Origin of the sequence: Brevundimonas fontaquae, from assembly GCF_017086445.1 — a bacterium.
GTDB lineage: Bacteria > Pseudomonadota > Alphaproteobacteria > Caulobacterales > Caulobacteraceae > Brevundimonas > Brevundimonas fontaquae.
On record NZ_CP070968.1, the window covers coordinates 1,196,494 to 1,212,981 of the forward strand.

16 protein-coding genes are annotated in these 16,488 nt (G+C 67.9%); 9 read left to right on the forward strand and 7 right to left on the reverse strand.

What is annotated here, in order from left to right; genetic code table 11:
• Positions 1–141 precede the first annotated feature (141 nt).
• Positions 142–762 (forward strand): PAS domain-containing protein, encoded by a 621-nt coding sequence (locus JX001_RS05790; protein WP_205682682.1) that lies wholly within the window; start codon positions 142–144, stop codon positions 760–762.
• 21 nt (positions 763–783) lie between these two features.
• On the opposite strand, the gene JX001_RS05795 is transcribed toward JX001_RS05790, so the two are convergent.
• From JX001_RS05795 to JX001_RS05810, 4 genes are all read right to left on the reverse strand, one after another.
• Positions 784–3,168, reverse strand: coding sequence for a PAS domain-containing sensor histidine kinase (locus JX001_RS05795; RefSeq protein WP_241004775.1), 2,385 nt, complete (start codon positions 3,166–3,168; stop codon positions 784–786).
• 90 nt (positions 3,169–3,258) lie between these two features.
• A complete protein-coding gene (locus tag JX001_RS05800; protein ID WP_205682685.1) occupies positions 3,259–3,825 on the reverse strand; it encodes a hypothetical protein in 567 nt (188 codons plus the stop codon).
• 75 nt (positions 3,826–3,900) lie between these two features.
• The gene (locus JX001_RS05805; protein ID WP_205682687.1) at positions 3,901–4,308 is read right to left on the reverse strand and encodes a CBS domain-containing protein; all 408 of its coding nucleotides are present in this window, start codon (positions 4,306–4,308) and stop codon (positions 3,901–3,903) included.
• 61 nt (positions 4,309–4,369) lie between these two features.
• On the reverse strand, positions 4,370–6,178 hold the full coding sequence (locus JX001_RS05810; RefSeq protein WP_205682689.1) for a vWA domain-containing protein: 1,809 nt from the start codon (positions 6,176–6,178) through the stop codon (positions 4,370–4,372).
• A gap of 163 nt (positions 6,179–6,341) precedes the next feature.
• Here JX001_RS05810 and JX001_RS05815 point away from each other — a divergent pair, with 163 nt between their 5' ends.
• Positions 6,342–8,204, forward strand: a complete 1,863-nt coding sequence (locus tag JX001_RS05815) for a monovalent cation:proton antiporter-2 (CPA2) family protein (protein WP_205682690.1) — start codon at positions 6,342–6,344, stop codon at positions 8,202–8,204.
• Positions 8,205–8,207: 3 nt separating this feature from the next.
• Here the strand turns inward: JX001_RS05815 and JX001_RS05820 are convergent, their stop codons facing one another.
• Positions 8,208–8,828, reverse strand: a complete 621-nt coding sequence (locus JX001_RS05820) for a DUF4168 domain-containing protein (protein WP_205682692.1) — start codon at positions 8,826–8,828, stop codon at positions 8,208–8,210.
• 214 nt (positions 8,829–9,042) lie between these two features.
• Here JX001_RS05820 and JX001_RS05825 point away from each other — a divergent pair, with 214 nt between their 5' ends.
• From JX001_RS05825 to JX001_RS05835, 3 genes are all read left to right on the forward strand, one after another.
• Positions 9,043–10,062, forward strand: coding sequence for a phospholipase C/P1 nuclease family protein (locus tag JX001_RS05825; protein ID WP_205682694.1), 1,020 nt, complete (start codon positions 9,043–9,045; stop codon positions 10,060–10,062).
• 107 nt (positions 10,063–10,169) lie between these two features.
• On the forward strand, positions 10,170–10,955 hold the full coding sequence (locus JX001_RS05830) for an RNA methyltransferase (protein ID WP_205682696.1): 786 nt from the start codon (positions 10,170–10,172) through the stop codon (positions 10,953–10,955).
• 155 nt (positions 10,956–11,110) lie between these two features.
• Positions 11,111–11,434: a YnfA family protein gene (locus JX001_RS05835; RefSeq protein ID WP_205682698.1), complete on the forward strand. Its 324-nt coding sequence runs from the start codon at positions 11,111–11,113 to the stop codon at positions 11,432–11,434.
• A gap of 210 nt (positions 11,435–11,644) precedes the next feature.
• Here the strand turns inward: JX001_RS05835 and JX001_RS05840 are convergent, their stop codons facing one another.
• The gene (locus JX001_RS05840) at positions 11,645–12,469 is read right to left on the reverse strand and encodes a hypothetical protein (RefSeq protein ID WP_205682700.1); all 825 of its coding nucleotides are present in this window, start codon (positions 12,467–12,469) and stop codon (positions 11,645–11,647) included.
• 375 nt (positions 12,470–12,844) lie between these two features.
• Between JX001_RS05840 and JX001_RS05845 the strand changes: the two genes are divergently transcribed.
• Positions 12,845–13,396, forward strand: coding sequence for an OmpA family protein (locus tag JX001_RS05845; protein ID WP_205682702.1), 552 nt, complete (start codon positions 12,845–12,847; stop codon positions 13,394–13,396).
• Positions 13,397–13,457: 61 nt separating this feature from the next.
• On the opposite strand, the gene cobB is transcribed toward JX001_RS05845, so the two are convergent.
• A complete protein-coding gene (gene cobB / locus JX001_RS05850) occupies positions 13,458–14,168 on the reverse strand; it encodes a Sir2 family NAD+-dependent deacetylase (RefSeq protein WP_205682704.1) in 711 nt (236 codons plus the stop codon).
• 63 nt (positions 14,169–14,231) lie between these two features.
• Here cobB and JX001_RS05855 point away from each other — a divergent pair, with 63 nt between their 5' ends.
• From JX001_RS05855 to JX001_RS05865, 3 genes are all read left to right on the forward strand, one after another.
• The gene (locus tag JX001_RS05855; protein WP_205682705.1) at positions 14,232–15,338 is read left to right on the forward strand and encodes an S-(hydroxymethyl)glutathione dehydrogenase/class III alcohol dehydrogenase; all 1,107 of its coding nucleotides are present in this window, start codon (positions 14,232–14,234) and stop codon (positions 15,336–15,338) included.
• A 2-nt stretch (positions 15,339–15,340) separates the two neighbouring features.
• The gene (locus JX001_RS05860) at positions 15,341–16,033 is read left to right on the forward strand and encodes an SDR family NAD(P)-dependent oxidoreductase (protein WP_205682706.1); all 693 of its coding nucleotides are present in this window, start codon (positions 15,341–15,343) and stop codon (positions 16,031–16,033) included.
• A 66-nt stretch (positions 16,034–16,099) separates the two neighbouring features.
• The gene (locus JX001_RS05865) at positions 16,100–16,483 is read left to right on the forward strand and encodes a VOC family protein (RefSeq protein WP_205682707.1); all 384 of its coding nucleotides are present in this window, start codon (positions 16,100–16,102) and stop codon (positions 16,481–16,483) included.
• The last annotated feature ends 5 nt before the right edge of the window (positions 16,484–16,488 follow it).

A 16,488-nucleotide genomic window follows, 5' to 3' on the forward strand; every position in this document is an offset into this window, starting at 1 on the left:
CCTTTAAACTTGGCTATTGCTGCAATTCGTCATTTAACCGGTTACACTTATGTCCGCTGGCGCAATTTGGTGTATAGTCCCCGCATGTCTTGGAGCACCCTGAGTCCTGAAACGCTTCTCAGCTTCTTGAGGGCTACAGCGGTGGTGACGTTCGTCGTCGAGGCGGACGGCTATGTGCTTGACGTGCCTGAGTGGGTGGCGCTGACCGGGCAGCCGCCTTCAGAGGCCTTGGGCGACGGCTGGTTGCGGATGATCCATCCAGAAGATGTCAGCCGGGTCAGCGCGGCCTGGAAGACCGCCGTGTCTCATGAGATGTCCTACAATACGGACTACCGGCTGCTGTGCGCGGACGGCTCCTATCGTTGGTTCAATGCGCGCGCCGAACCGGTGATGGGACGGGACGGGCGAACCTCCAAGTGGGTCGGCGTCATATTGGCGATTCCGGGTGGATCGCGCCCGTCGCGCGGCGTCGCGAATGCCGATCGGCCATCTCGCGCGGATCGCTTCTCGGACATCTCTCCCGCCGCCCTTCGCGCGGCGCGCGCCATGCTGCAGTGGTCGGCCGACCAGATGGCCGCCGAATCCGGCATCGCGCGATCGACCCTTCGGCGACTCGAAGGCGGCGAGGACACGACGACGCCGCGCAAGGCCAGCATCGCCAAGATTCTGGCGGTCCTCTCGCGCGAGGGGCTGATGTTCGTCGGTCAGGATGGCGTGATCCTGGGCGTCATCGACCATCACGGCGAGATCGCCGCGGAATAACGCCTCCGCCTCCGAGGTCAATCAGGCCGCAAAGGCCGCCCGGATCGGCTGAACCGTCTGATCCGGCCGCTTCACCGGCATGTCGAAGCTGACGACGGTCCCGACGCCCGGCTGGCTTTCCATCTTCAGCTCGCCGCCGTGCATCTCGATCAGGGACTTGGTCAGGGCCAGGCCCAGGCCGGTGCCCTGGGTGGTCTTGGAATGCTGGCCCTCAACCTGTTCAAACGGGCGGGCGAGGCGGACCAGGTCCTCAGGCGCGATGCCGATGCCGGTGTCGGCGCAGGCGACGCGGACGCGGTCCTCGCCCTGCGCCCCGACGAAGGGTTTCAGCGACACGATGATGGAGCCGCCCTCGGGCGTGAACTTCACCGCGTTGGAGATCAGGTTCAGCATCACCTGTTTGACGCCGCGCTGATCGGCCTCGATATCGGGCAGGTCGCCGGCCTCGACCGCGATCTTCAGGCCCGCTTCCTGCACCTTGCCGCGCATCAGCCGCACCGCGTCCTCGCACACGTCGCGCAAGGACACCGGCTCATAGTGCAGGGTCATCTTGCCGGCCTCGATCTTGGCCATGTCCAAGACGTCGTTGATCAGGCTGAGCAGGTGCTGGCCCGACTTCAGGATGTCGCCGGCGTATCCCCTGTATTTCTCGTTCAGCGGCCCGAACAGCTCGCTGGCCATGATCTCCGAGAAGCCGTTGATGGCGTTCAACGGCGTGCGCAGTTCGTGGCTCATGTTGGCCAGGAACTCGGACTTGGCCTGGTTGGCGGCCTCGGCGCGGGTCATGGCGACCTCGTATTTGCGCGCCAGCAGCGACAGCTTTTCCTGGCTGGATTCCAGCTGGTCGACGGTGGCCCGCAGATCGTCGGCGGCGCGGCGGCGCTCGGCCTCCTGGCGTTTGATGGCGGTGATGTCGGCGGCGGTGACGACCGAGCCGCCTTCGGAGGTGAACCGCTCGGACAGTTGCAGCCAGCGCCCGTCGTTCAGCTCGACCTCGCGCAGGCCCGCACGACCGCTGGCCGGGCGATGCTCGGCCTTGATGGCCAGGCCGGCGATCCGGTTCAGCTCGTCCTTCAGCGCGCCGCGCCGCACCACCCCGTGCTCGAAGTTGAAGGCGTCCTCGAACGCCTGATTCCACAGGATCAGCCGCCCCTGACGGTCGAACAGGACGAAGGCCTCGGAAATGCTCTCCACCCCGTCGCGCAGCCGGCTTTCGGCGGCCTGGGCGGCGGCCTTGGCGCGCCGGGCCTCGGTGATGTCCAGCGCGACGCCGAGGATGGCGGAAAAGCCCATGTCGCCGCGCTCGCCACGCGCCTGACCCCGAGCGTCGATCCACCGCGCCCGCCCGTCCGGTCCCGCCACCGGGAAGGTGACCTCAAAGGCGCCATAGGCGGCGGCTTGTCTCAGGGCGTGGCGGACCTCTTCCTGAAAGCGCGGATGGACGCGGCCGATCACATCCTCGGCGTCGGTCACCCCGCCGCGCGAAAAGCCCAGCAGGGCGGCCATGTAGTCAGACAGCGAAACCTCGCCCTTGGCCACATCCCACTCCCACACCCCGCACCGCGCGGCCTCGACGGCGATGCGGAAGCGTTTCTCGGTCGCCACCCGCTCGCGATGCTGACGCGTCTGGCGCAGGCCGTAGAGGATGAACAGGACGACGACGCCAAGACCCAGGAGCAGCGGCACGACGATCACCCAGGCGTCTTCGAAGAAGGAGGCGGTCGTCCCGTTGGAGACCGCGACCACAAACGGACCGCCCGGGCGCGTCGCGGCGGCGGTCGCCATCCGGGGCTCGCCGCCCAGCGTCACAGCGCGTGGTTCAGCCCCATCGGCCAAGGCTGAAGCGTCAACGCCGATCAGGGTGCGGATGGGCTGACCGATCTCGGCGGCGCGCGCCGAGGCCAGCACAACGCCGCCCGCCGACACGATCCGCGTCTCGCCGCCTTTCGGCAGGACCGGCGCGATCCGCGCCTCCAGCCTCAGGCCGTCGACATTGGCCTGACCGGCGACGACCGATCCTTCGCCCTTGAACGCCTGCACCGTCTCGCCGGGACCGATGAAGGTGAAGGCGACCTTGGGCGCGGCGGCTTGTGCGGCCTCCACGACCTCGATAGGCGGGCGCTTGGCGGCGATGGCGGTGCGGCCGGCGGCCAAGCCCGCCTCGGCCGACTGGATCAGGACGGCGGTCTGGCTGGCGGCCAGCTCTGCGTTGAGCTTGAGGTTTTGGGCTTCCAGGCGGCTGATTTCGCGGGTCGGTCGGCTGACTTCGCGCGACGCCATCAGAGCATAGCCGGCCGCGATCAGCGCCAGGACCAGAACGGCGATCCGCAACCAGGCGGGCGCGCCGGCGGCGCGGTCGGAGGCGCGACGCCCCGACCGATTTTCCCGCCGCTCCTCGTCCCGCAAGCCCCGACCCTCCGACAAACACTTCGTTGCGGGAATCTAGGCTGCGTCGCGGATTCGTGTCGAGGCTCGGCGCGCGCTTTTAACGGGTTTTTAAGCGGCGGCGGGCGCCGTCAGGCGGTCCGGCGCGGGCTCCAGCACACGCGTCACATCCTGCAGGGTGTCGCGCGCCTGTCGGGCCAGGGTCAGGACGGCGGGCGGCGCATCGTCCGGCGTCTCGGCGACCAGATCGACCAGATCCTGGGCAATGCGCATCAACTGCGGCGCAGCGGCGATCAGGCGGGCTTGAAACTCGATATGCTGCGGGTCGCGATCATATTCGGCGCCCGGCACACGCCATCCGCCCCAGTCCGCCTTATCGGTGACGACGACCGGATAGGTTCCGGGGTGGGGATGATGCAGGCAGTCCTCGGGCAGCTGCCACTTGTTGCGCGCGCGCAGCAGCCGCCACTCGCCAGGCCCCTGATCCGAGGCGGGATCGTCGGCCGCCAGCATCAGTTCATTGGCGGTGAACTCGCGTCCCAGACCGACGTCATAGGTGACACGCACCGGCTCCTCGAAGCCCTTGGCCCAGACGGGCTGGACCTGTTCGATGAAGGCCCATGCGCCGACGCACTCGACCCAGACCTTCTGACCCTTCTGGAACTGCGCGCGCGCCATGCCACTCTCCGAAACCCGCAGCCAGAATGAATCAAGATCATTGACGGCGGGTGTCGGGGCGCGGTTACGCAGGTCTTAACGCGAGATGCTTTCCAGCGTCTCGCCGGCGTATTTCTCCTTCACGCGCGTCGACAGGTCGCCCAGCGACACGACGCCGACCACGCGGCCGTGCTTGTCCACGACCGGGGCGCGACGGATCTGCTTGGAGCCCATGAGGTCCAGCACGATCTTAAGGTCATCGGTGTCCAGCACGGTTTGCGGATCACGCGTGATGAACTCGACCACCGCCGCCGACGGGGCCGCGCCGGTCGCCAGGGCGCGCACCACGATGTCACGGTCGGTGATGGTGCCGATCAGCTGATCGCCGTCCGCCACGGGCACGAAGCCGAAGTCGCCCTTGGCCATGCGGCTGGCTACGTCCTGGATGGTGTCGGCGGGGCGGGCCAGATGCACGTCCTTGGTCATCACGTCGCGGATTTTCATGGCGGGTTTCCTTTGTTTGAAGCGTTGCGCTGAAAACCCGCCGCGAGCGTGGCGGTTCCGGTCAGGGCGTCCGCATCGGGGGGAGGCCCTGGGCCGCCCGCACCAGCTGAACGAACTCGGCCCGGTCGCCATAGGGATCTTCGCCCCTGGCCCCTTGCGCCTGATCGATGATCCGGTCCCAGCCATAGTCGGGCGCCATCCACGGATCGCCCCGCAGTTTCTGACCGAAGCCGGCGACCGCGATGGCCCAGCGCGTGGCCTCGGGCGGTTGGGCGCTGACCGGCCCGCCCGTGCGGTTGGTCAGCGGCTGCTGGATCAGCTCCGAGCGGCTCTGGCCCGGCTGTTTGTAGCGCACCTGGATAAAGCCGATCTCGCCGTTCGGATCGCCGCCGCCGACCCCGATACGGTTATCGGGATAGCGCCGATCGGGGATCTGCGTCGGGCCGCCGACGGGGGTGATCTCGTACAGGGCCGTGACGCTGGCGCCGGATCCGACCTCGCCCGCATCGACTTGGTCGTTGTTGAAGTCTTCCTCGTTCAACAGGCGGGTCTCATAGCCGATCAGCCGCCATTCGGCGACGCGCGCGGGATTGAACTCGACCTGGATCTTGACGTCGTCGGCGATGGGGAAGGCGCCCTTGTCGAAGGCCGGTCCGAACAGCCGGCGCGCATCCCTCAGGTCCCCGACATAGGCCGCGACCCCATTGCCCGCCTGGGCGATGGTCTGCATCCGCGCGTCCTGATAGTTGCCGCGCCCGAAGCCATAGACCGACAGATAGATGCCCGTCCCGCGCTTGTCGGCGACATAGTCCTCAAGCCGCTTGTTGTCGGTCACCCCGACGTTGAAGTCGCCGTCGGTGAACATCAGGATGCGGTTGACCTTGTCGCGGGCGAAGTTCGCCTGGGCCTGGTCATAGGCATTGGTCATGCCGGTCGCCCCGGCCGTGCCGCCGGACGCCCGCAGGCTGGCGACCGCGCAGCGCATCTTCAGCTTTTCGTCGCCCTTGGTGGGCTGCAAGGTCGTGCCCGCGCCTTCCGCGTAATAGGTGACGGCCAGCGTGTCCTGCGGCCTCAGCCGGTCGATGGCCAGGTTCATCGCCTTCTTGGCCAGGTCCAGCTTGTCCGGCGACCCCATCGAGCCGGAGACGTCGACCAGGAAGATCAGGTTCAGCGGCCGCTGCTCGCCCGCCGGCAGTTCATAACCTTGCAGGCCGATGTGCACGATCTGACGCCCGTCAGCCCAGGGCGAGGCGGCGACCGCCGTGGTGATGGCGAAGGGCCGGCTTTGGCTGGTCGGCCGGGCGTAGTCGTAGTCGAAGGCGTTGATCAGCTCCTCAACCCGCACCGCATCCTTGGGCGGCGCACGACCCTCGTCGATGAAGCGCTTCACGTTCGAATAGGACGCCGTGTCCACGTCGATGGAGAAGGTCGAGACCGGCTGATCGCTGGTCCGCTTCACCGGATTGGGCGTCGCGTCAGGGTAGCGTTCGGTGTCGGCGGGCGCGGGCGCCGGGGTGATCGGCGAAACTCGAAACCCGGTCACGCCCACGCCGCCTGTCATCGCAGCGGGCGGTGGAGGGACGTATGAAGCAGGCGGTGGTGGCGGGGGAGGAGGAGGAGGAGGAGGAGGAGGAGGCGGCGCAATCGGCGCGTGCGTCGTCGCGGTGCGACCTTGGACGCGGGATCCCGTCACGACGAGATCCTGCATCTCGGAGTGCGTTTGCAGCTCGAACCCCAGCGGCCGGCACGCCGCCGGCGTCGGCTCGCCATCCAGCGGCTTGGCCAGTGCGACGGTCGGCACGGCGACCGGCGGCGCAGCGAACGACAGGCTCAGAACGGACAGCGCCGCCATCCTGATGATGCGTGACATGGCTTCCTCCGGTTGTTTCTTGACGCCAGTCGCGGGTCGTCCTGAGGCGAAACTGTGGCAAACAGGTCGCTCGCCACACAGCGATCTTCGACCGTGTCTTCGGCGCCATCTCGCAATCGCGCACGACGAGCCCCACAATACGGGCCGAGCTTGGGGGAATGCGATGGCTGAGGCGACGACGGGACTGGATCTGGGCGCGGCGGCCGCTCTGCTGGCCGCAGGCGTGCTCGCCGTGCCGGTGTTCAAGCGTATCGGCTTGGGATCGGTGCTTGGCTATCTGGCGGCGGGTCTGGCCATCGGTCCCTTCGGTCTGAAACTGTTCCGCGAGCCCGAGACCATCCTGCACGTCGCCGAGTTCGGCGTGGTCATCTTCCTGTTCATCATCGGGCTGGAGATGCGGCCCAAACGTCTGTGGGGACTGCGCAAGGAAATCTTCGGCCTCGGCGCGGCCCAGGTGCTGTTTTGCGGCCTGATCCTGACCCTGACCGCCATGCTGGCCGGCTTCTCCGCACCCGTCGCCTTCGTCGGCGCCATGGGCTTTGTCCTGTCGTCCACCGCCGTCATCATGCAGATGCTGGAAGAGCGCGGCGAAATCGCGGGCGGGCCGGGCCAGCGGGCGGTCTCCATCCTGCTGCTCGAGGATCTGGCCATCGTGCCGCTCCTGGCCATCGTCGCCGTCCTGGCCTCGCTGACCGGCCGCGCGGCCGAACACGTCCCACCCCTATGGCAGACGATCGGCTTCGCGGTCGCGGCGGTCGGCGGGGTGCTGCTGGCCGGCAAATATCTGGTCAATCCGGTCTTCCGTCTCCTGGCCCAGTACGGCGGACGCGAGGTGATGACGGCGGCGGCTCTGCTGGTCGTGGTCGGCGCCGCCTGGGCCATGTCCCTGGGCGGTCTGTCGATGGCCATGGGCGCCTTCCTGGCCGGGGTCCTGCTGTCGGAATCAACCTTCCGCCACCAGCTGGAAGCGGACGTCGAGCCGTTCCGAGCCATCCTGCTGGGCCTGTTCTTCCTCAGCGTCGGCATGTCGCTGGACGTATCGGTGGTCGTCGCCGACTGGCGTCTGGTGCTGGGCGGGGTCGTGGCCTTCATGCTGGTCAAGGGCGTGGGCATCTATGCCGTCGCGCGTCTGTTCAAGGCCTCGCACCATGAGGCGGTCGAGCGTGCGGGCCTGTTCGCGCAAGGCGGCGAGTTCGCCTTCGTCCTGTACGGCGCCGCCGTCGCCGCCGGCCTGTTCGACGCCCGCATCGGGGCGATGATGTCGGCGGTGGTCATCCTGTCGATGGCCCTGACGCCCCTGACCTCGCTGCTGATCGCGCGTCTGTCGCCCAAGCCGGTCCAGGACGCCGAAAGCGCCGAGGGCGTGGACTTCGCCAAGGACCTGCGCGGCCAGGTGCTGATCATCGGCTTCGGCCGTTTCGCCCAGGTCGTGTCCCAACCCCTGCTGGCCCGCGACGTGGACGTGTCGATCATCGAGAACGATGTGGAGATGATCCAGGCCGCCTCCCAGTTCGGGTTCAAGGTCTACTACGGCGACGGCACCCAGCTGCACACCCTGCGCGCGTCGGGCGCGGAGGAGGCCGAGATGGTCCTGGTCTGCGTCGACAAGCCTGAGGCCGCCGACCGCATCGTCGAACTGGTCAAGTCGGAGTTCCCGACCACCCGGATCATGGCCCGCGCCTTCGACCGAGGGCATTCGATGCGCCTGATCCAGGCCGGCGTGGACTACCAGATCCGCGAGACCTTCGAGTCGGCGCTTAAGTTCGGCGAGCGCGCCCTGGTCGAACTGGGGCTGGACGAGCATGAGGCGGCCGAGACCATCGGCGACGTGCGCCGTCGCGACGAGGCCCGACTGGACCTGCAGCTGACCGGCGGGCTCAAGGCCGGCCGCCAGCTGATGCGCGGCAATATGCCGACGCCCCAGCCCGCCCCCTACATCAAGCCCCGTCGCGAGGGCCGTCTGCTGAACGAGGACGAGGCGGGCCCGGCCGCGCCGGACATCCGGCGCGAGCCCGCCGACACCTGATCCCTACTGGCTCACGCCCTTCTCCAGACGAGCGCCGGCCAGTTGCGCCTTGGCCTGAAGATAGGGCGTCGCGGACACCAGCTGCGAGATGGCGTTGAAACGCTCGGTCGTCAGACCGGAGGCCTGGACCGCCGCCGTCAGTTTGGCGCTCTGTTCGGGCGTCGCCTGATTGTTCTGCACCTCGGCCGTGACGGCGCGAATCTGCGTCATGGCGGTGACAAAGCGGTTCAGTTCGTCATCCGTTACGGCGGCGGCTGGCGTGCCGGGCGCTGGCGGCGTGGCATTGACCACCCGAATGCGCGCGGCCAGGGCAGGATCGGCGGCGACGGCGTTGGACAGGGTGTTGAAGCGCGTCACCTCCAGCCCCGAATCCTGCACCGCGGCGGCCATCTGCGCCTGCTGTTCCGGCGTCGGCTGGGCGCCGTTCAGCGTGTCGCTGACCGCTCTCACCTTGGCCATGGCGTCGTCGAACTTCTTCAACTCGTCATCGGTGAAGGTGGTCGAGCCGGCCATCGGCGCGGCCGTCGGCGTCTGCGTCGTCGTTGATGCGTCTTGGGCGTGAGCGGTCGCGGCGGTCGCAAGAAGGGCGACGGAAGCAAGAAGGGCGATGCGGGGCGTGCGCATGGGAATGTCCTTTCGGTCTGGCGTCCACTGGAAGGGCCGTCCGACGACGGCGATGACGCAATCACGTCATCGCTCCCCAGGAGCGTGGAGCCTGAAACAGACGAAGGGGGAGCCTTCATAACCTAGGCGCCGATGCGCCTCGCACCACCCCTTGGACGCTGGAGGCGCGATCAAGGATGCGTTAGACGGGCGTGATCCTTGTTGAGGTTTGTGCATGAAACGTCTCGCCATCGCCGCCCTGGCCCTCGTCGCGGTCGCCGCGCCGGCTGTCACCGTCACCGCCTGGGGCAACACCGGCCACCGCCTGATCGGCGTGGCGGCGATGCGGGCTTTGCCAGACGAACTGCCGGCCTTCCTTCGCACCCCCGCCGCCATCGCCGATGTGGGCGAACTGGCGCGCGAGCCTGACCGCTGGAAGGGCGCCGGCCAGCCGCACGATCGCGAACGCGACACCGCCCACTTCGTCGACCTGGACGACCAGGGTCGCGTCTACGACCAGCGCGGCATGAGCCTCAACGACCTGCCGCGCCTGAAGTCCGAATATGACGCCGCCTTGACCAAGGCCGGTCTGGACGTCAACGACGCCGGCTATCTGCCCTACGCCATGATGGACGCCTGGCAGCAGCTGGGCCGCGACTTCGCCTATTGGCGCGTGCTGAACGCGGCCGAGAAGCGTGAGACCAATATGGAGCGTCAGGCCTGGTATCGCGCTGACCGCAGCCGTCGCGAGGCCCTGATCCTGCGCGACATCGGCGTCATGGGCCACTACGTCGGCGACGGTTCGCAACCCCATCACACCAGCATTCACTACAATGGCTGGGGCGACTTCCCGAACCCGGAAGGCTTCACCAACTCGCGTCAGACCCACGCTGTCTTCGAGGGCGAGTTCACCAACCGCGTCGCCCGTCTGGACGCCGTCGAGGCCGCCATGCCGGCCGCCAAACTGGACGGGTTCGACGTCAAGGCCCGCACCGTCTCCTATCTGACCACGACGCTCGGCACGGTGATCCCCTTCTATCGTCTGGAAAAAGCCGGCGGCTTCCGTGACGCTGACCCGCGCGGCGCGGCCTTCGTCAACGAACGTCTGGCGGCGGGCGCCGGCGAACTGCGCGACTTCATCGTTGCCGCCTGGACCGCCTCGGGCAGCGCCTCCATCGGCTGGCCCGCCGTAAAGGTCGCTGAGGTCGAGGCCGGAACCGCCGACCCCTGGATCGCCATGGTGGGCGAGGACTGAACCTCTTGGTGAACGGTGCTAGTGAGCGAGGGGTGAGCGGGTCATGCGCGTATCGACGCCTCGGCTCACCTCTTGCTCACTAGCACGCCTCACTTATAGCAACGCCAATGTCTGACCTTCCTCCCCCCGCTGTCGTCCTCGACAAGTCGCAGATGGCCGAGAACATCGGCGCCGTGGCGCGGGTGATGGCCAACTTCGGCCTAACGGACCTGCGCCTGGTCAGCCCCCGCGACGGCTGGCCCCAGGAGCGGGCCTGGGCCACGGCCTCGGGCGCCGACTGGGTCTTGGACGGGGTGCGGGTGTTCGACAGTGTCGCCGACGCCATCGCCGACCTGAACACCGTCTTCGCCACGACCGCCCGCCCGCGCGAGACGCGCCAGCCCGTGCGCACGCCGCGCGAGGCCAGCCGCGTCCTCTATGACGACACGGCCTCGGGCCTGAAGACGGGCCTGCTGTTCGGCGGTGAGCGCGCCGGGTTGGAGACGACCGATATCGCCCTGTGCGCCGGCATCGTCACCATTCCGATCGACCCGAAGCACCACTCCCTGAACCTGGCCCAGGCCGTTGCGATCAACGCCTATGAATGGCGCACCCTGATCCTGGACGCCCCGCCGCCGCGCTTCCGCGACAGCGAACCGCCGGCGTCTAACGACCTGCTGATCGGCATGTACGAGCATCTGGAGGACGAACTGGAAAACGGCGGCTTCTTCTATCCGCCCGAGAAGAAGCGCTCGATGAGCCAGAACCTGCGCGTCATGCTGGGCCGCGCCGCCTTTTCGGAGCAAGAGGTCGCCACCATGCGCGGCGCCATCCACGCCCTGTCGCGCGGCCGCGGCCGGGTCCTGGCCAAGCTGGCGGAAGAACGGGCGGCGAAGGCCAAAACGGAAGAGTAGGGGGGACCTCTCCTTCTCCTCCGTCATCCTCGGGCTTGACCCGAGGATCGGGCGCAACGGGCGTCGGCTCTCCCCGACGATTTGCAGGCGGACAATCAGATCCTCGGGTCAAGCCCGAGGATGACGATGGTGGTAATGCGACGTAGGAAGCCCTTATGAAGCTGGCCGTCATATATCCCCTCGCCGCGCTGGCGGAGATCGGCGGCTGTTTCGCCTTCTGGGCCTGGCTGAAGCTGGATCGTTCGCCCCTGTGGCTGGCGCCCGGCGTCGCCTGCCTGATCGCCTTCGCCTGGCTCCTGGCCCTGGTCCCCAGCGACGCGGCGGGCCGCGCCTTCGCGGCCTACGGCGGCGTCTATATCTGCGCCTCCCTGATTTGGATGGCGCTGGTCGAGAAGACCCCGCCGGATCGCTGGGACATTCTTGGCGGCTTGGTCTGCCTGATCGGCGCCGGGCTCATCCTGTTCGGCCCGAGAGGCTAGCCAGCCGATCTGCGAGACACGATCGCAGACATTTCAATCCTTTGCCTCGCGTCAGCGTCATCCTCCTGCCCACGCCGTCAGGCCGTGCGATCCTGGCTCTGTTCATCCGTAGCGGACGCAACGCACGGTCGAGGAGGCAAGAGATCAGACGAATTAGACGAATTAGACGGTGTTTTTCTGATGCGACCGTCTGAATGGGCGTCGGCCGCGTCAGCTCGCGCCCAGCAGGTCCGACCAGCGCCAGCTGCCCTTGCCCAGCGCCAGTTGCGCGCCGCCGGGGCGGTCTTCCAGCTTCAGGACCGCCAGGCCCGTCATGCGCTGGCTCTTGCACTCGGCCGGGGCGAAGGCGACCTCCAGGGCGATGGCCTGGCGCACACCCGCCAGACCCTTGCCCGCCTGGTTGCGGCTTTGCAGCCAGTCGCCGTTCCAGACCAGAATGGCGCGTCCGTTCGCGTCCATGTCCTGGGACGCGGCGATGACGGCGCGTCGCACGGCCTGGTCGTCGCGCACCGCGTCCTGAACCCAGCGCACCATGTCGCATGAACCGCCGCCTGAGCCTGCACCGGCGCCGGTCCCGCCCGAGCCGCCCGATCCGCCGACGCCCGTTCCGCCGCCGCCGCCCGGACCAGCGCCGACCGTCATGGCGCCGGCGATCTGGGCCGCGCCCAGCAGGGGCAGGGGCGGGCCCGGCGGAGCGGGCGCGGCCGGCAGGGGTTCGACGTCCGGCGGGCGTTTGCTGACCACCAGTCTCGGTCGCGCCGCCGCCACGGCCGGCGGTCGCCGCTGGGGCGCGGGCTTGGCCGGCGCGGCCGCCTGGGCGGCGGCGGCCGGCGCGTCGGGCGTGGGATCGGGCGCGATCACGCGCGCGGGTGGGGGAGGCGGGGGCGGCTCGACCAGTTCGACCATCATCGGCGGCGTCTGCGGCGCCTCGACCATCGGCTCCGCACCGCCGTGCATCAGCAGCGCCAGCCCCAGATGCGCGGCCAGGATCGGCGTCGCCGCCAGCGCCCACCGCCGTGTGCGCGCCGCGCTCAATCGCCTATCCGTGATGGGCGTTGAACACGCCGCCGCATGGTCATGGGGACAAAACGCCTGTAAAAACCGCCAGGCGTCGTTGAAAACATTCGGTCGCGTCAGGAAAGTGGCGTCGTCGTGAATACAACCGCGCGACGGCGCAGAGCGGCGATAGATGAGCGTGTCCGCCCTCCGGCATCCGCCGTCGGCGGCACAACGTCTTCACTAATGCGACGGTTCCGTCCTCATGCAAGAATAACGCGAATATTCCATCTGCTTATGGTCAAGCTGACATGATGCCGCCCAAAGCGCGTCATTACTCCGCCTTGTCTCATACGCCACTTTCATCTTGCGCATGAACTGGGTGTGGCGCTCCCGGCAAGAAGGAGACAGAACTTGAGCAGATCGAAACTCAGGATGGCGGTCGTCGGCGGCGCCCTCATCGCCCTCGGCTTTGCGGCCAGCGGCTGCGCCAGCCATCGTTTCGTGCGTGATCAGGTCGAAGTCGTCGACAACCGCGTGACCACCGTCGAAGGCACCGTAGGCCAGGCCCTGCAACGCGCCAACGACGCGCACAAGCTGGCCGAGGGCAAGTTCCTCTATCAGGTCGTGCTGTCGGACGATTCCGTGAAATTCCCCACCGACGCGGCGGCCCTGTCGCCCGAGGCCGAGCAGCGCCTGGCCCAGTTCGCCCAGCGTCTGCAGGGCGAGAACAAGAACGTCTATCTGGAAATCCAGGGCTACACCGACTCGACCGGCACGCCCGAGCATAATGACCAGCTGGGCGAGCAACGCGCCGAGGCCGTGCGTCGCTTCCTGAACCGCCAAGGCGTCGCCCTGAACCGCATGGCCACCATCTCCTATGGCCAGGAACAGCCGGTGGCCTCGAACGACACGCCCGAGGGCCGTTCGCAGAACCGCCGCGTGACCATCGTCGTCCTGGCCTAAGCCGCCTCGACTTCGAACGCCGGAACGGCGGCCGCCTTCGCAGCGGCCGCCGTTTTCGTCTCTACAGCGCGTCGAAGAAGGCCGGCACGGCCTGCGTCGCCGGTCCGTAAACGCCTTCGTCGAACAGGCGCGCCCCCGACGTCGGCTCCAGGTTGATCTCGACCGTCCGCGCTCCGGCATGCCGCGCCGCCTGCACGAACCCCGCCGCCGGATAGACCGCGCCCGACGTGCCGATGGAAACGAACAGGTCGCAGGCCTCCAACGCCCGCTCGATCCGCTCCATCTGAAGCGGCATCTCCCCGAACCAGACGATGTGCGGCCGCATGACGCCCTGCGGATGATGCGGCGAGGCCTCATCCGCCGCCATGTCGCCGGCCCAGTCCATGACTACGCCCGACCGGGTGCAACGGCTTTTCAGCAGCTCGCCGTGCATATGGATCAGCTCGAACCCGGCGGCGGGCGGCGTCGCTTCATGCGCCCGGTCGTGCAGATCATCGACGTTCTGCGTCACCAACAGAAACGCGCCCCGCCACCGTGCCGCCAGCTCCGCCAGCGCCCGGTGCGCCGCATTGGGCTGGACCTCGGCCAACTGCCGCCGCCGCTGATTGTAGAAGTCCTGCACCAGCGCCGGATCGGCCGCATAACCCTCCGGCGTCGCCACATCCTCGACCCGATGCCCGCACCACAGCCCATCCGAAGCCCGAAACGTCGGCACGCCGCTCTCGGCCGATATGCCGGCCCCGGTCAGGACGACGAGGTTTGTGTGTGACATGACGGCTTCATACCATCCTGCGCCTGCCCTAGAAGAGGATGGAATCGTTCAGGAGCCCCCGCCATGAAAACCCGCGCCGCCGTCGCCTTCGAGGCCAAACGTCCGTTGGAGATCGTCGAGGTCGATCTGGAGGGGCCCCGCGCCGGCGAGGTGCTGATCGAGATTAAGGCCACCGGCATCTGCCACACCGACGCCTATACGCTGGATGGGCTGGATTCCGAGGGCGTCTTCCCCTCGATTTTGGGGCACGAGGGCGCGGGCGTGGTGGTCGAGGTGGGGCCGGGCGTGACCTCGGTTGAGGTCGGCGATCACGTCATCCCGCTGTACACGCCGGAATGCCGCCAGTGTAAGTCGTGCCTGTCGCGCAAGACCAACCTGTGCACCGCCATTCGCGGCACGCAGGGCAAGGGCGTCATGCCCGACGGCACCAGCCGCTTCAGCTACAAGGGTCAGGCGATCGCCCACTATATGGGCTGCTCGACCTTCTCGAACTACACCGTCCTGCCCGAGATCGCGGTGGCGAAGATCCGCAAGGACGCGCCCTTCGACAAGGCCTGCTACGTCGGCTGCGGCGTGACCACCGGCGTCGGCGCCGTGGTCAACACGGCCAAGGTCGAGCCCGGCGCCAACTGCGTCGTCTTCGGCCTGGGCGGCATCGGCCTGAACGTCATCCAGGGGCTGAAGATGGTCGGGGCCGACATGATCGTCGGCGTGGACATCAACGGCGACAAGGAAGAATGGGGCCGTCGCTTCGGCATGACCCATTTCGTCAATCCGAAGGAGGTCTCCGACGTCGTGGCCCATCTGGTCCAGCTGACCGACGGCGGCGCCGACTACACCTTCGACTGCACCGGCAACACCGTCGTCATGCGCCAGGCGCTTGAGGCCTGCCATCGCGGCTGGGGCGAAAGCGTCGTCATCGGCGTTGCCGAATCCGGCAAGGAGATCGCCACCCGCCCGTTCCAGCTAGTCACGGGGCGGGTGTGGCGGGGAAGCGCCTTCGGCGGCGCGCGCGGCCGCACCGACACGCCCAAGATCGTCGACTGGTATATGGACGGCAAGATCGAGATCGACCCGATGATCACCCACACCTTCGCCCTGGACGACATCAACAAGGCCTTCGACCTGATGCACGAAGGCAAGAGCATCCGTTCGGTCGTGGTGTTCTGATCATGGCCACACGGGCCCCCGGCTCCATCCTGCTGATCGGGGCGTCGAGAGGCCTGGGCCTGGCCTTGGCCGAGGCCTTCCTGGAGAGGGACTGGTCTGTCGTCGCTACCGCCCGATCCGTCGTGTCGCCCCTGCACGCCCTGGCGTCGGACCATCCGACGCTAGAGATCGAGATGCTGGACATCACGGATGGCGAGCAGGTGCGGGCGCTTGCAGAGAGGCTGTCGGATCGACGCTTCGATTGTCTGTTCATCAATGCGGGCGTGGCCGATGCGCCGGCTTCTATCGCTGATACGCCGCTGGATGACTTCACCCGGCTGATGGCCACCAACGCCTGGGCGCCGGTTCAGGTGGTGGAGGCGCTAGGCGACCGGGTCGCGCCCAGCGGCGTGATCGGCGTCATGTCGTCGGGCCAGGGCAGCATCGCCAACAACAACGGCGGCGGCGTCGACGCCTATCGCGCCTCCAAGGCGGCCTTGAATATGCTGATCCGCGGCTATGCCGCGCGTCACACAGGTGACCCCCGCGCGATGTTGTTGCTGGCGCCGGGCTGGATTCGCACCGATCTGGGCGGGCCCGACGCGCCCCATACGATCGAGGACAGCATCCCCAAACTGGTCGAGGTGATCCTGGCTCAAAAGGGACGGCCAGGGCTGCGTTATCTGGACCGCGATGGCCGGCCCGTCCCGTGGTGACGGGTTCGTTGCCAAAAGAGACGGTCATGGCTATCGTCTGTCGACCATAGATCAGGAGGGCTCGCCATGTTCACCCACGTCACCGTCGGTGCCAACGACATCGAGGCGTCGCGCCGGTTCTACGACGCCGCGCTCGGCGCCCTGGGCGTCGAGCCGGGCCAGGGGCCGGACCCCAAGGGCCGCTACTGGTGGCGCACCCGCATGGGCGCCTTTGCGATCGGCGCGCCCATCGACGGCGAGCCGGCCTGCCACGCCAACGGCGGCACCATCGGCTTTCACGCCAAGACGCCCGAGATGGTCCAGGCCTTCCACGACGCCGGCGTCGCCGCCGGCGGTCGCGCCATCGAGGACCCGCCCGGCGAGCGTCAGGGCCCGTTCGGCCCGATGATCCTGGCATATCTGCGCGATCCGTCAGGCAACAAGATCTGCGCCATGCATCGGGTGGGTTGAAGCGT